General features: G+C 71.4%; 13 protein-coding genes. 7 read left to right on the top strand and 6 right to left on the bottom strand.

What is annotated here, in order from left to right:
* Positions 1–8 precede the first annotated feature (8 nt).
* The 3 genes from ACXKZF_RS02380 to ACXKZF_RS02370 all read left to right on the top strand — a co-directional run bounded on the left by ACXKZF_RS02380 (position 9) and on the right by ACXKZF_RS02370 (position 2,016).
* Positions 9–875, top strand: a complete 867-nt coding sequence (locus ACXKZF_RS02380) for a spermidine synthase (protein WP_055959377.1) — start codon at positions 9–11, stop codon at positions 873–875.
* Between the two features lie 94 nt (positions 876–969).
* The gene (locus ACXKZF_RS02375; protein WP_055959379.1) at positions 970–1,497 is read left to right on the top strand and encodes a tetratricopeptide repeat protein; all 528 of its coding nucleotides are present in this window, start codon (positions 970–972) and stop codon (positions 1,495–1,497) included.
* Positions 1,498–1,527: 30 nt separating this feature from the next.
* Positions 1,528–2,016, top strand: a complete 489-nt coding sequence (locus tag ACXKZF_RS02370) for a SprT-like domain-containing protein (RefSeq protein WP_055959381.1) — start codon at positions 1,528–1,530, stop codon at positions 2,014–2,016.
* 167 nt (positions 2,017–2,183) lie between these two features.
* Here ACXKZF_RS02370 and ACXKZF_RS02365 read toward each other — a convergent pair whose 3' ends face one another.
* Positions 2,184–2,813 carry a 2-phosphosulfolactate phosphatase gene (locus ACXKZF_RS02365; RefSeq protein ID WP_488985285.1) on the bottom strand — a complete coding sequence of 210 codons (630 nt, stop codon included), beginning with the start codon at positions 2,811–2,813 and terminating at the stop codon, positions 2,184–2,186.
* Positions 2,814–2,899: 86 nt separating this feature from the next.
* Here ACXKZF_RS02365 and ACXKZF_RS02360 point away from each other — a divergent pair, with 86 nt between their 5' ends.
* Positions 2,900–3,415: a hypothetical protein gene (locus tag ACXKZF_RS02360; protein WP_488985284.1), complete on the top strand. Its 516-nt coding sequence runs from the start codon at positions 2,900–2,902 to the stop codon at positions 3,413–3,415.
* 134 nt (positions 3,416–3,549) lie between these two features.
* Here the strand turns inward: ACXKZF_RS02360 and ACXKZF_RS02355 are convergent, their stop codons facing one another.
* From ACXKZF_RS02355 to ACXKZF_RS02345, 3 genes are all read right to left on the bottom strand, one after another.
* Positions 3,550–4,200, bottom strand: coding sequence for a response regulator (locus ACXKZF_RS02355; RefSeq protein WP_055959386.1), 651 nt, complete (start codon positions 4,198–4,200; stop codon positions 3,550–3,552).
* Positions 4,201–4,312: 112 nt separating this feature from the next.
* On the bottom strand, positions 4,313–5,503 hold the full coding sequence (locus ACXKZF_RS02350) for a sensor histidine kinase (protein WP_235561321.1): 1,191 nt from the start codon (positions 5,501–5,503) through the stop codon (positions 4,313–4,315).
* Between the two features lie 68 nt (positions 5,504–5,571).
* On the bottom strand, positions 5,572–6,063 hold the full coding sequence (locus ACXKZF_RS02345) for an Lrp/AsnC family transcriptional regulator (protein ID WP_055959389.1): 492 nt from the start codon (positions 6,061–6,063) through the stop codon (positions 5,572–5,574).
* A 108-nt stretch (positions 6,064–6,171) separates the two neighbouring features.
* Here ACXKZF_RS02345 and ACXKZF_RS02340 point away from each other — a divergent pair, with 108 nt between their 5' ends.
* Together ACXKZF_RS02340 and ACXKZF_RS02335 are read left to right on the top strand one after the other, a co-directional pair.
* Positions 6,172–7,569 carry a DUF6421 family protein gene (locus tag ACXKZF_RS02340; protein WP_488985283.1) on the top strand — a complete coding sequence of 466 codons (1,398 nt, stop codon included), beginning with the start codon at positions 6,172–6,174 and terminating at the stop codon, positions 7,567–7,569.
* 84 nt (positions 7,570–7,653) lie between these two features.
* On the top strand, positions 7,654–8,352 hold the full coding sequence (locus ACXKZF_RS02335; protein WP_243222831.1) for an SDR family NAD(P)-dependent oxidoreductase: 699 nt from the start codon (positions 7,654–7,656) through the stop codon (positions 8,350–8,352).
* Between the two features lie 354 nt (positions 8,353–8,706).
* Here the strand turns inward: ACXKZF_RS02335 and ACXKZF_RS02330 are convergent, their stop codons facing one another.
* A complete protein-coding gene (locus ACXKZF_RS02330; protein ID WP_488985282.1) occupies positions 8,707–10,203 on the bottom strand; it encodes an MFS transporter in 1,497 nt (498 codons plus the stop codon).
* 66 nt (positions 10,204–10,269) lie between these two features.
* On the bottom strand, positions 10,270–13,467 hold the full coding sequence (locus tag ACXKZF_RS02325; RefSeq protein ID WP_488985281.1) for a DEAD/DEAH box helicase: 3,198 nt from the start codon (positions 13,465–13,467) through the stop codon (positions 10,270–10,272).
* 100 nt (positions 13,468–13,567) lie between these two features.
* On the opposite strand from ACXKZF_RS02325, the gene ACXKZF_RS02320 reads away from it, so the two are divergent.
* The gene (locus ACXKZF_RS02320) at positions 13,568–14,635 is read left to right on the top strand and encodes a threonine aldolase family protein (protein ID WP_055959398.1); all 1,068 of its coding nucleotides are present in this window, start codon (positions 13,568–13,570) and stop codon (positions 14,633–14,635) included.
* Positions 14,636–14,695 lie beyond the last annotated feature (60 nt).

Here is a 14,695-nt window from a genome sequence, read left to right as displayed (position 1 = left end):
GTTGACACATGGCCCGCATGCGCATCGAACCCGACGACGCCCCGACGGCGCGCCTGTCGGACGGCACGACCGCGCGCGTCACCCCCTCGGGGTTCGTGTCGGGCTTCGAGCTCGTCGTCGACGGCACTCCTCAATCACACGTCGATCTCGACGATCCCACGCACCTGCACTTCGAGTACGTGGCGCGCATGGGCGCCGTGATCGATCGACTCCGGATGCCGGGGCAGCCCCTCACCGCGGTGCACCTCGGCGCCGGGGCGCTCACCCTCCCGCGCTACGTCGAGGCGACCCGACCCGGCTCGCGCCAGCAGGTGATCGAGTTGGAGCCGACGCTCTGGGACCTCGTGCGCGAGAATCTCCCCCTCCCCCGCGGTGCCTCGGTGCGCGTGCGGATCGGCGACGCACGGGCGGGTCTCTCGCGCCTTCCCGCCGGGCTCACCGGCGCGGTCGACCTGCTCATCAGCGACGTCTACTCGGGCGCCCAGACGCCCGCGCACCTGACGACCGTGGAGTTCTACCGCGACGCCGCACGGCTGCTCGCACCCGATGGGGTGCTGCTGGTCAACGTCTCCGATGGGCCGGGCCTCGCCTTCGCCCGTCGGCAGGTCGCGACCATCCGCGAGGTGCTCCCGCAGGTCATCGTGCTCGCCGAGGTGCAGGTGCTCAAGGGACGTCGCTTCGGCAACCTCGTCGTCGCCGCCTCCGCGGCGCCGCTGCCCGTCGAGTGGCTCCCGCGGCTCATGGCGGCCGGACCCCACCCCGCCAAAGTCGCGCAGGGCGCCGAGATCACCGAGTTCACGCGCGGGGCGCGCGCGGCGACGGATGCCGACGCGACGCCCTCGCCGAAGCCCTCGGCATCCATTTTCGAGCGATGACGCCCCCGTGTTCGCCGACCGACCGCGTGGCGGTGTCGCTCTGGGCGCGCACGCCACGCACACTGGAAGTCCTGCCCGACCGAGAGGAGCGACGGTGAGCTATATCCACGGGTACGACCCCGACACGTTGCGCGAGATCACCGACTCTCGCGAGTGCGCGGAGCGTCTCGAGGAGATCGGTTCGCAGCGGAGTCTGCACGCCCTGCTCGAACGGGTGTGGCTGCTGAAGGTGCTCGACCGTTTCGATGAGGCGTTGGACATCTCCGACCAGTCGGTGCGCATCGCCCGCATGGCCGGGACCCGTCGCGACCTGCTGCGCGCCCGCATCCTGCACGCCACGATCATGCAGTGCCGAGGGGCCTACGCCGCCGCCGAGCAGGAACTGACGATGTGCGCCGAAGAGGCCGACGGACAGGGCTGGGCGAGCATCGCCGCCTTCGCGCTCCAGCACCGCGGCAAGGTGCACTACGACGAGGGCGACTACGAGTCCGCGCGTCGCGACTTCAAGCAGGCGCTGTTCCTGCGGCAGAACGCCGGCGCCACCGACGCACAACTCGAGTCGACGCTGCTCGCCATCGACGCCGCCGAACGCCGGCGTGCGCGCGAGGTCGTCGCGAGCTGAATGTCGTAGGCCCCGTTTAGTCTTCCCCTCATGTCGGACTTGCAGCGCGTGCGCACCTGGGCCGAGGCGTTGATCGCCTTGCACCTCGATGCGTCGTGGTCCTTCGCCTTCGACAACGCCAAGCGGCGCGCCGGCCTGTGCGACTACGGGCGCAAGCGCATCAGCGTCTCGCGCTACCTCGCCGCCCGCTACGACGACGACACCAACCACCAGACCCTCTTGCACGAGGTCGCGCACGCGATCGCGGGGGCGTCCGCCGGTCACGGAGCGACGTGGAAGCGCACGGCGCGCGACCTCGGCTACGTCGGGGGTACGACCCACGCCGGCGAGACGGCGAACGAGCTCGCCCCGTGGGTGGGCACCTGCCCCGCAGGCCACGTGGCCTACCGCCACCGTCGCGCCACGCGCCCGACGTCGTGCGCGAAATGCGCGCCCACCTTCGACCCGCGATTCGCGCTGTCGTGGGTGCGCCGCGACATCAGCCCGTCCGTGAGGCTCGCGGCCGCGACGCCACGGTGACAGGCCGTCGCCTCGCAGCCGCGACACCACGGTGATGGGCCGTCGAGGCGGTCGGCATCGGCCCCGGATGCCGGCGCTGGGGCCGCGGCCGCACACGTGCTGATCACGGTCGCCGCACGGCGCGAAGCGCGGAGCAACGCCTCGCACCGTCGGGGATGCCGCAGCGCTCAGCCTGCGGACACCACACCGGCGCGCAGCACGGGGACCACCGTCGTCGCGTCGCGCGACGCAGCCGCGAGCACCGCGTCGCGTCGGCCGTCGGCGGCGAGCGCGCGACCGGTGCCGCTCGCGCTGAGCAGATGCCGAACGGCTCCGCCGAGTGCACGGAACCCCTCGCCGGCGACCGCCGCATCGGGGGAGGCGTGGTCGATGCCGAGATCGCCGAGTGCCGCGACGACAGCGCCCGCGCCCAGCAGATCGTCCACGGCGAAGCGCACACCCGCGGCGTCGCCGTCGTCGGCGTAGCCCGCCGCGACGATCGAGATGCTCGTGCGAAGGCGCCTCGTGCGCTGCACCTCCATCACGTGCGCGGCCACGGCGGCGGCGTTTCGGAGGCCCCCGACGACCACGTGGGCGCCGCCCGCCGCCGCGGCACGGACGAGGGATGCGGCAGCATCGTCGTCGATCCCGAGATCGAGCGTGCCACCTTCCTCGCATGCGTTCAGGGCGCGGGCCGACAGTCCGAGTGTCTGCACGACCACCACGACGTCCGCGGGAGCGAGACGGGCGAGTCCCGCCGCACCCCATTCCAGACGAACCTGGTAATCGGACTGTGCGTGGGCGGCGGTGTTCGGCATCCTTCGAGCCTAAGACCGCTTCACTCCCGGCCGGGATCACGTCAAGGTCTGCACGACGGAGGCGTGGATCGGGGAGGATCGGTGTCATGCGCATCCTGCTGAAGTTCGTCGTCGACTGCGATCCGGATGCCGCCTGGCGCGCTCTGCACTCGCCCCGCGCCGTGGCCGAGCTCTACGGTCCCCTCCTCGAGGTCGACGCCCTCGGGACGATGCCGACCTCGTTCGCTTCGGGCGACGACGTGCCGGTGCAGATGAGCGTCGCGGGGATCGTGCCCGTCGGCCGTCAACTCATCTCGGTCGCCGACCGCGAGACGACCGATGCGAACGGGGGCGTCCGCGTGTTCCGCGACTGGGGCGTGCCGCTGACGGGACCCTTGTCGGTCCTCGACGTCTGGGACCACCAGATGGCCGTCTCCGCCGCGCCGGGAGATCCGACCCGCACGCTGTGGAGGGAGCGTCTGACCATCGGCGGTGCCGCCGCCCCCGCCCTCTGGCCGGCACTGTGGGCGACCTGGCAGTGGCGGGCGACGCGCATCCGCGCGCTCGCTCCGACCTGGGCGTACGACCTCGAGGACGAGTCGGGTTCCGACGACGCGGCCTGACGCATACGACCGCGGAGGCGCGAGGCCGGACGACGGCCGAGGTTCCGGGTGCAGCGCCCGCGACGCCGAACGCGGCCGGCGGCCGGGCGCGCCCCGCGGCCGGACGTCGGCCGGTGCGCAACCTGCGACGCCGGTCAGACGAGTCCGTGCCGGTACGCGAACACCACCAGCTGCACGCGGTCGCGTAGCGCGAGCTTCGTGAGGATGCGACTGATGTGCGTCTTCACGGTGGCTTCCGACAGGAACTCCCGCTCGGCGATCTCGGCGTTGCTCAGACCGGACGCCGCGTGCGCGAAGATCTCCCGCTCACGGTCTGTCAGCCCGCCGTACGACGAGGGAACGGGTTCTGCCGAGCCCCCCTCGGCGATGTGCGCGAACAGCTCTCGCGTCGCGGACGCCGCGATCACCGCCGATCCCGCGTGCACCGTCCGTACCGCGGAGAGGAGGAACTCCGGCTCGGAGTCCTTCAGCAGGAAACCGCTCGCCCCGCCCTGGATCGCCCGCGCGGCGGCCTCGTCGAGGTCGAACGTGGTGAGCACGACCACGCGCGGTGCGTGAGGTTCCCGCAGAATCTCCGCGGTCGCGGCGAGGCCGTCCATGACCGGCATCCGCACGTCCATCAAGACGAGGTCGGGCCGGGTCGCCCGTACGACCTCGACACCCTCGCGCCCGTCGGAGGCCTCACCCACCACCTCGAGGTCGGGCTGCGAGTTCAGGACCATCTTGATGCCGGCGCGGAAGAGCGCCTGATCGTCGACGAGGACGATGCGGACGGAGGCGGTCATGACGACAGGTCCTTTCGAGGGCGGGAGCGCAGCGGATCGATGTGTGGCCGAGGACCGCGAGAGACGCCCACGGCGTCTCGCGGTGTCTCCGCGGGGGTCGAGGGAGAGGCGGTCACGCCGTCGCCCCGATCGGCAGGGTCGCGCGGACGGCGAACTCGCCGTACTCCGGTCCGGCGGTGAGGTGGCCGCCCACGAGCTGAGCGCGCTCGCGCATGCCGATGAGACCGTGACCGGCGGGTGGGGTGCCGGTGGCCGCCGAGGTGGGACGGGCGTTGCGGACGGAGACGACGACGCGGTCCGGCCACCACCCGAGGTGCACGCGCACGCGCGGATCGACGCCGTGACGCAGGGCGTTGGTGAGGGCCTCCTGCAGGATGCGGTAGACGGCGAGCTGGACCGCGGCGGGTGGGAGGTCCGTGGGCTCAGGGTCGACATCGACCTGCAGATCGATGCCCGCCGCCCGCATCCGCTCGAAGAGGACCTCGGTGTCGGCGAGGGTCGGTTGCGGCCCGTCGCCCTGACTGTGGCGGAGCTGCGACAGCAGCAGCCGCACGTCGCCGAGGGCGGAGCGCGCGGTCGAGGAGATCGTCGTCAGGGCATCGACGGTCGCCCCGGGGTCGGACGCCGCCGCGTACCGCGCGCCGTCGGCCTGCGCGATGACGACGGCCAGCGAGTGCGCGACGACGTCGTGCATGTCGCGCGCGATCTGCACCCGTTGCTGTTCCGCGATCGTCTCGGCTTCGGCCGCGCGCTGCGCCCGGCTGTTCGCCGCCGCGCGCTGCGCCGTGCGGACGAGGGCGCCGGACACCCACGAGAGCAGGAGGGCGAAGCCTGCCGCGAACATGACCGCGATGACGGCGAACCACTGCTCCGCGCCGAGCGGCACCGACATCCCGCCGCGCAGGAGGTAGAGCGGGACGATCACGGCACCCGCGATCGCCGACGCGAAGCCGGCCCAGAACACGCGCCGAGACCCGTAGGCGCCGGTGGTGTACAGCGCCGCGAACACGGCGAGATCGCTCGGCGACGGAGAGCGCGAGAAGGCCATCTGCAGGACGGCGCCGACCCAGGCGAGCGAGAGGGCGACACCGGGACGCAGGCGGCGCACGGCCACGGCCGCCGTGAACGCGGCGGCTGTGAGGACCGCCCCGACGTTGTCGGCCACGACCGACGCGGCCACCCCCGCATCAACCCGCCACGGGGTCGAGGTGAGCTCGATGGCGAAGACGAGCAGGCCGAACACCGCGGCGAGGCCGAGGTCGGTGATCAGCTGGTATCGCTGAAGCGGGCGCGGGGAGAGCACCGTCGCCACGTTACGCGGGGGTGGATGCTCCGGCATCCGTCTCAGGATGTATCCCGCCCCGCCGCGGGTCAGGCCGGGAAGTCGGCCGGCTCGACCGGACGCGCCTCGAAGAACGTCTGCAGCACCACGGTGGTGCGCGTGTTCACCTGGGCGGCGGAGCGGATGTCGCGGATGAGGGACTCGAGCTCGCGCGGGGTGGGGACGCGCACGAACAGCATGTAGGCCGCCTCACCGGCGATGGAGTGGCAGGCCTCGATCGCCCCGAGGTGGGCGAGAAGGTCGGGGGCGTTGTCGGGCTGCGCCGGATCGAGCGGGGTGATCTCGACGAAGGCGGCCAGGGGCCGGCCAAGTGCCTCGGCATCGAGGATGGGGCGATACCCCTTCACGATGCCTCGGGCTTCGAGCCGGCGGAGGCGCGACTGCACGGCGGAGACCGACAGGCCCACGCGATCGGACAGGTGCGAGAGAGTGGCGCGGGCGTCGAGCGAAATCTCACGCACGATCGCGGCATCGACGGCGTCATCGAGACGCGGGGCGCGGGGCGCGGGAGCCTCGGTCATGGGGTCGACAGTAGCAGGAGCTGCGCAGGCGGCAGTGGTGCGAACCGTAGGTTTTCCGTTAGTATCCACGTTCAGCAGGAATATTTACTGCTTCGGACGGAGGATGCCATGACCACGACCACGCCCACCCGTGCCGCCGACGATCTGCTCGCCGGTCACGGCGTCGACACGGTCGAGCACACCCCCGCCTGGGCGCAGCTGAGGACCGCTGCGACCGCGCTGCAGGCGCTGCAGGCGAAGGACGGGTCGATCGACGACACCGCCGCGGCCGAGCCCCTCATCGACGACGTCATCGCCTCCCTCGACGCCCTCGCCCCCCTCTTTCCGCACGACGCCGACTACCTCACCGCCTCGGTCACCGACTTCCGCCGTTGGCGCGCCGAGGGCCTCGGCGCGCCCGACTTTCTCGACTCGCTCGTGGCGTTCCACCCGCAGGAGCACCGGGTCGACGGCATCCGTCACCTCGTCGTGTTCCCCATGTACACGCAGAACGGCTCGAGTGAGAGGCACGTCGAGGCGGTGCTCGTCGAGGCGATCTGGCCGGAGTTCATCGCGCGGCTCGAGACGGAATACACCAACAGACTGTTCGTCTCACTGCGCCTGATCGACTTCACCTCGGGCTACGACACCAATTCGGCCGTGCTCTTCCCCGAGACGGTCGCCATGCGAGAGGTCCCCTCGTTCACCTGGGGCGCCATCTTCCAGGACCGCGAGGCCGCCCGGTACCGCCGTGTCACGCGCGCGGCATCCGAGATCACCAAGCTCGAACTGCCGGACGCCGCCGCCCGCCTGCTCGATGACCAGGACCTCGCGGAACGCACCTTCGTCATGTGGGACCTCATCCACGACCGCACCCACATGCGGGGCGACCTGCCCTTCGATCCCTTCATGATCAAGCAGCGGATGCCGTTCTTCCTGTACTCGCTCGAGGAACTGCGCTGCGACCTCACCGCTTTCCGCGAGAGCGTCTCGCTGCAGGCTCGTCTCTCGGCCCGCGACGACCTGGATGCCGCCGAGCAGGCGATGCTCGAGCACGCCGAGCTCGTGCAGTACGCGGTGATCTTCGACCGCATCTTCCGTTTCGCCATCACCGGCTCGCGCGTGCGCAACTACGACGGTCTCGGCGGGCAGCTGCTCTTCGCGTGGCTGCATCAACGTCGGGTACTGCACTGGACCGACACCTCGCTCGCGTTCGATTGGGACGAGGTGCCCGCGGCGGTCGTCGCCCTGGCCGACGCGATCGACGAGCTGTACTGGCGCTCGATCGACCGACCCAAGACGGCTCACTGGCTCGCCGCGTACGACCTCGTCCGCTCGGTCGTGACGCCCCACCCGGCATCGGTGTGGGCCCGCGGTCTTTCGGATGACGTGCTCGCGGGACTGCCGAAGGGCTACACCGACGCGGTCCTCGACGACGAGTTCCCGCTGTCGATGTTCTTCGAGGCGCTCGAGAAGAAGATGCGGCCCGTGATCGCGTCGACCGAGGGCATCCGCGGTACCGACTGACACGCGGCGGCCCTCGATGAACCCTCCCTCGGAGGGGGCTCGACGTGGGCGGCGCCGGGGCTCACACTGGAGAAGGGGCCGACGATGACGGATGCGGAAGCGGCGGACGAAGGCGTGTACGGGCGCCGGGTGCTGCTCGCAGGCGGGACGAGCGCGGCGGGGCGGGCGTGCGCGCGCGCCCTCGCGGAGGCCGGAGCGCACGTGATTGTCGTCGGCAGCGACGATGATCGGCTGGCCGCGGTCTCGGCGGAGGTCCCCGGGATCGCCGTCGAGCGCTGCGATCTGACCGACGCGGACGCCGTCGAGGGGCTCCGTGACCGCGTCCACGCCGCCTACGGCCGAGTCGACGGCATCCTGCACCTCGTCGGCGGGTGGCGGGGCGGCGGCGGCCTCGCCGGCCAGAGCGACGACGACTTCGCATTCCTGCTGCGGTCGCTGATCGCGCTGCGACACGTCAGCCGCGCCTTCGACGACGACATCCGCACCTCCGATGCCGGACGCCTCGCGATCGTCTCGTCGAGCGCGGTCGCCCGGCCGCTCGCCGGCGGAGCCAACTACGCGGCGGTGAAGGCGGCATCCGAGGCCTGGGTGCGCGCCGTCGCGCAGGGGTATGCCAAGCACGCCCGCGACGCGGGGCACGATCCGGCGGCCGCGGCCGTCGTCTTCCGCGTGAAGAGTCTCGACGGACTCGAAGACGCGCTGGCCGCCTCGTTCGTCGCGCTCTGGGACGATGACGCGGCGGCGTGGAACGACGTCTTGATCGACATCGCCGCGCCCGTTTGAGCAGCGTCGAGCGCAGCGGCGCGGGCGGCGGGGTGGCGCGCGCGGGGCGGCGCGGGCGGCGGGGTGGTGCGCGCGGGGCGGCGCGGGCGGCGGGGTGGTGCGCGCGGGGCGGCGCGGGCGGCGGGGTGGTGCGCGCGGCGTGGATGACGCGCAGGCGCGGTAGCGCGCGGCGGGGGTGGACGTGGTGCCGCGCGCCGGGCGCGGTAGCGGCGGCGGGTGTCGATGTGGTGACGCGCGGCAGGGCGCGGCGGGCGTCGGTGGCGATGACCTGCCGACGCCGGGGCGGGGGCGGTATCGCGCGGTGCGTGCGAATGCGGGCGTGCGGGCATCGCTCGCCGCCGGTGCGATCAGCGCCTACGCGCGCGGCTCGTCGGACGCGGGAGCGGGTGCCGACCCGCGCATCCCCCGGGAGGCGGCCTCGGGCATCTCGGCGGCCGGCGACGCGTCGTCCGCTCTGTCGCCGACCTGGTCGGTCGGGTGCTCGGCGATGTCGGCGTTGACCTCTGCCGTCCGGTACTGCTGCGAAAGGATCCGATACGACCGGGTGAGGAAGGCGAGCGAGGCGGCGACGACCATCACCAGGCCCGCGAACACGAAGACCAGCGCGATCCCGCGCGACTGGCCGTCACCGAGCAGCCAGCCCCACGTCGCGCGCCCCTCCGAGCCCTCCATGTAGGGGATGATCGCGAACTCGGCGATCGGGGCGATGAGGAACGACGTCACGGGAGCCGCGGCCGACTCGAAGGCGGCGGCGAAACCGAACACCCGCCCCTGTGTGGCGAAGGGCACGACCTTCTGGATCACCGTCTGCTCGGCGGCCTCCACCGGCGGAATGAGCGCCATGTAGACCCAGATACCGGCGGCGTAGAGCCACCACCAGTCGCGGAGCACGAAGACGGCTCCGAGCACGCCCATTCCCATCACGATCCAGAGCATCGTGCGGATGGGGTTCTTGCCGAGACCGAACTTCGCGACCAGACCACCACCGATGATGAAGCCGGTCGCCGTGACACCCAGCACCACGCCCCACACCTGCACGCTGAAGAGCTCGAGGCCGTAGGGATCCATCAGGGCCATGTAGACGCCGCCGATGAGGTTGTTGAACGTCGAGAAGATGATGAGGGCGAAGAGTCCGGGCGCGGCGCGGACGGCCCGTACCGCTCCGCGGAGATCCACCATCGGGCCGGGCTCGCCGCCTGCGGCCGGTCGCTCTTCGGGGATGCGGATGGTCAACAGGTGCATGAGCGCGACGACGGTCAGTCCGATGGCGATCGCGAGGGTCCACCCCATGCCGAGGAATCCCACCGACAACCCGCTGAACACGCTCGTGACGACGAAAGCGAGCCCCTGAACCGTGCCGACGAGACCGTTCGCATTGGCGTGGCGATCCACCGGCACGAGGAGGGTGACGGTGGTGGACAGCGCGATGTTGCGCATGTTCTCGACGACGGCGCCGGCCAGGATGACGCCGGAGAACAGCCAGAACCACGGCCCGCCCAGATCGAGCAGCGCCGCCTCGGGGAAGGCCAGCCACAGGGCCCCCGCCACGAGGAAGGCCGTCAGCGTGACGAGCCCGGAGAACACCATGACGCGATGCTTGCGGTGCCGGTCGACGATCGAGCCGAATACCATCGCGAAGACGGCGAGCAGCAGCATGTACGCGCCGCCGACGATGCCGGTCGCCAGCACCGAGCGCGTCTCGAGGTAGACCCAGTAGGTCAGGGCGAACCATAGGAAGCTCGTGGTGACGTTCGCCGCGGCCGTGTTGACGAGCACCGCGAGAAAGGTGCGATTTGCCTCCGCAGGCGCGGCGGACGCCCCGGTGACGGGCGGGGGCTGTGCATCGGACATGGCAGTCACGCTAGACCCGACCTCCGACATCGGCCAGACCCCGCCCTCCGCTGCGCCCGACTCGCGTCAGTCGAGCAGGCTGCGGATGTCGTCGGCGGTGAGACGCGGACCGCCCGCGAACGTCTCGCCACCGCCGTCGACGCCCCCGTCGAGGACGCGCGAGAACAGGTCGGCCTTGGCCTCGCGCAACGCGACGACCTTCTGCTCCACGGTGTCGGAGGAAACGAGTCGGTAGACGATCACCGGGCGCGTCTGGCCGATGCGGTGCGCCCGGTCGATCGCCTGATCTTCGACCGCGGGGTTCCACCAGGGATCGAGCAGCACGACGTAGTCGGCCTCGACGAGGTTCAGGCCCACGCCGCCCGCCTTGAGCGAGACGAAGAAGGCGGGGTCGTCGCCGTCGCGGAACCGGTCGATCTCGGCCTGACGGTGCGTGGTGGCGCCGTCGAGGTAGCCCGAAGGGACACCCGCATCGGTGCACCGCTGGCGGGCTGCGCGGAGGAAGCGCGTGAATTGGCTGAGCACGAGTACGCGGTGTCCCTCGGCCGCCGCTTCCACCAGCAATTCCTCGAGCGCGTCGAGCTTCGCCGACGGCGCCTCCCCCTCGTCGACGAGCGCGGGGTCGAGGGCGAGCTGACGCAGCATCGTGAGCGAGCGGAAGATCGCGAAGCGATTGCCCTCGGCATCGTCATCGAGCAGGCCGAGCAGGCGCTGACGCTCACGATGGAAGCGGCGGTCGTAGAGCTTGCGGTGCGCGGGATGCAGGGAGACCTCGACGATCGTCTCCTGCTTCGGCGGCAGCTCGGAGGCCACGAGGTCTTTCGTGCGCCGGAGCAGGAACGGGCGGATGCGCCGCCGCAGGAGGTCGAGCCTCGCCCCGTCGGAATGCTTCTCAATCGGGGTGCGGTAAAGGGTGGTGAACGACTCGCGGGTGCCGAGCAGGCCCGGAGCCACGAGTGAGACCAGCGCCCACAGTTCGAGCAGGTTGTTCTCCATGGGCGTGCCGGTGATGACGAGCGTGAACGGCACCGCGAGGGCACGGGCGGCTCGGTAGCCCCGCGAGGACGGGTTCTTGATCTGCTGGGCCTCGTCGAGCACGAGTCCCGACCACTCCACGTCGCCGTACTGCTCTTGCTCGAGACGGAAGAGGGCGTAGCTGGTGACCACGACGTGCGCGCCGGCGGCGGCTTCGGCGACGCTGGTAGACCGGCGCGCGCGCGTGGCGGAGATCACCCTGACGTCGAGATCCGGGGCGAAGGCGGCGCACTCGCGCTCCCAGTTGCCGACGACGCTCGTCGGCGCGACGATCAGGAAGGGTGCCATGTCGGGATCTGCGTCGCGCGCGACCTCCATCATGGCGATGGTCTGCACGGTCTTGCCGAGTCCCATGTCGTCGGCGAGGATGCCGCCGAGCCCCTGAACGCGCAGGAAATGCAGCCAGTCGAGACCGGTGCGTTGATAGTCGCGAAGGGTCGCCCGAAGCCCCACCGGCGGCGCGACGGGCGCGAGGGAGGCCTCATCGGTGAGGCCCCGTACGCGCAGCCACCATTCCGCCTCGTGCGCTGCGAGCAGGCCGAGTTCGGAGAGGTCGTCCCACAGACCCACGTTGTAGCGGTTGAGCTTCAACTGGTTGCCGGGCCGATCGGCGAGGGTCCGGGCCTCGTCGATGACGGCGCGCAGCCGGTCGAACTCCGCCGTGTCGAGGCGCACGAACTCCCCATCGCCGAGGAACAGCACCCGATCGCCGAGTGACAGAGCGGTATAGAGGGCGGTGAAGTCGACCTCGATGTCGCCGACGCTCACCCGCGCGTTCAGATCGAACCAGTCGCTACCGTCGTCGGCGCCGGTGCTCAGCTGCACCACCGGGGCCTCGGGCGCCGCCCGATAGGCCAACTCCTCGCCGGTCAGCTCCACCCGGACGTCTGCGATCGCTCGAAGGCGGGGCAGCCCCTCGACCGCGAAGACCGCCGCGACAGCGGGGGTCAGAACGCGCGCCGGCGCCCTTCCCGTGTCGAACGGACCCGGGATATCGATGCGCAGGTCGTCGGCGACGCGAGCGACGGCGGCCCAGACGGCCCGCTCGTGTTCGTCGTGACGGCGACCGCGGGTGGGCGAGCGATCCCAGCTCGTGGCGAGCCTCGTCGACCCGTCGCGATGCTCCACGAGAACCTCGAGCACGGGGCGGGGCGCGACCGGCACCTCCACCGTGCCCTTGGGCGACACCACCGGCGCGTCGAGCTGCAGTCGCGGGAGGTACTCGCGCAGGAACGTGTCGGAACCGCCCTGGTCGATGGTGAGTGCACCGGGCCGCGCGAGCAGCCCGCGCACCGGCCCCGTCGCGGGCGTCGACAGGCGCGCGAGGGTGATGCGCTCGCCCTCTCCGTCACGGTCGGCGACGAAGGCCACCGCGACCGCCGGGTCACCCACCACCCAAGAGGGGAGGCCGGCGGTCTCGTCGTCGACGCCCTGAACGAGCCCACGCACCTGGAGGGTCGAGCCTCGGCGGTCCAGGGCGACGGCGACCGTCGCCACCTCGTCGACGATGCGCACCGGGTGATGCGCGCCCGCCGCCGACACGAGGGGCACCCCGGCAGCGACGACGGCCTCGAGTTGCAACCACAGCGAGTGCGGGGGGACGGCCGATAGCGGCATCCATTCGTCGGAGAGATACGCTCCGGAGCCCGATCGCCCCAGCCGCCCGAGACTGTCGAGCGCGGCGCGCCCCCGTGGGTCGGCCGGCAGTGTCGCGAGAGCCGACCACCCGGCGCGGCCCTTGATCCACGTGCCGCGGGTGCCGCGGACCCCCGGGCGGGCGGTGAGGGTCAGGGCGGTGCTGCGGCCGTGTCCTCCGCCGCGACGGATCGCGAGGAACAGGCAGAGGTCGAACGCCGGTTCGTCGTCGACGGCCGGTGCCGCCGAGAACAGCTCGTCGAGCGAACGCTGCCACTCGGGGCGGGGTGGACGACCGGCAGAGATCATGCGGTCGAAGAGCACGAGAGCGGCCGCGCAGGAATGCTCGCACTCGGGGCCGCGCCCGCACGAGCACCACCCTGAAAGCCGGGAGAAGTCGCCGGGAACCCGGAGCTCGAGGTTCTCGTAGCCCGCCGCACCGAAAGACTGCGCCGACACCACCAGAACTCCGCCGATGGATCGGGCGTCGCCCACCTCCACCGACCCGTAGACGAGGAGGCGGTCGGCGCGCATCATCGCCGACGACGAGAACATCTCGCCGGCGATGCTGAGCGCTTCGGGATCCAACCGCATCCCCCCATTGTCGTCGGGGTCACCGACACCCCGGTGCGCACGGGCGGCACGGTGCAGAGATGCCCCCTGGGGAGGAGCCGGGAAAAGTTACGCTGGAGGGGTGACATCCCTCCACGACACGTCCGTGCGCGGCTTCGCGTCCGACAACTATTCCGGAATCCACCCCGACGTCCTCGCCGCGATCGCCGCGGCGAACGAGGGCCACCAGGTCGCGTACGGCGAAGACGTCTACACCGCGCGCTTGCAGGAGCTCTTCACGGACCTGCTCGGCGACGGCGTCGAGGCCTACCCGGTCTTCAACGGCACGGGCGCCAACGTGGTCGGACTGCAGTCGATGCTCCCCCGCTGGGGCGCCGTGATCTCGGCATCCACCGCCCACATCAACGTCGACGAAGGCGGCGCGCCCGAGCGCGTGGGCGGCATCAAGCTGTTGACCGTCCCCACCGACGACGGCAAGCTCACCCCCGAGCTCGTCGACCGCGAAGCCTGGGGCTGGGGCGACGAGCACCGCGCACAGCCCCTGGTCGTGTCGATCACGCAGTCGACCGAGCTCGGCACCCTGTACACGGTCGACGAGATCCGCGAGCTCGCCGCGCACGCGCACGGCCACGGCATGCGCCTGCACATGGACGGCGCTCGCATCTCCAACGCGGCCGCCGCGCTCGGCGTTCCGCTGCGCGCCTTCACCCGCGACGCCGGCGTCGACGTGCTGAGCTTCGGGGGAACGAAGAACGGCGCGATGATCGGCGAGGCCATCGTCGTGCTCGATCCCGAGGCGTCCACGGGTCTGACCTATCTGCGCAAGCTCGACATGCAGCTCTCGAGCAAGATGCGCTTCGTCTCGGCGCAGTTGGTCGCTCTTCTCGAAAACGGCCTGTGGCTGCACAATGCGCGGCACTCCAACGCCATGGCGCAGCGTCTGCGGGCCGGCGTCGAAGCGGGACTCGCCGACGGTTCGATCCAGGGCGTGGAGTTCACCCAGCCGACGCAGGCCAACGGCGTCTTCGCGACCCTGCCGGCCGGTGTCGCCGACCGCCTCCGCGAGAGCTTCCGCTTCTACGATTGGGACGAGCTGCGCCGCGAGGTGCGGTGGATGTGCTCGTTCGACACCACCGAAGACGACATCGACGCCTTCATCGCGGCGATCGCTCGCGAGACCGCCGCCTGAGCGCACCCGGAGCTGGTGTAGTCGCGGCGACCCCGCACGAGGGCACGTCATCGTCCGTGC

It is taken from the genome of Microbacterium sp. ABR10 (genome assembly GCF_057812175.1).
The sequence above is the reverse complement of the archived record's forward strand: the minus strand, read 5'-3'. Positions and strand labels throughout refer to the sequence as shown.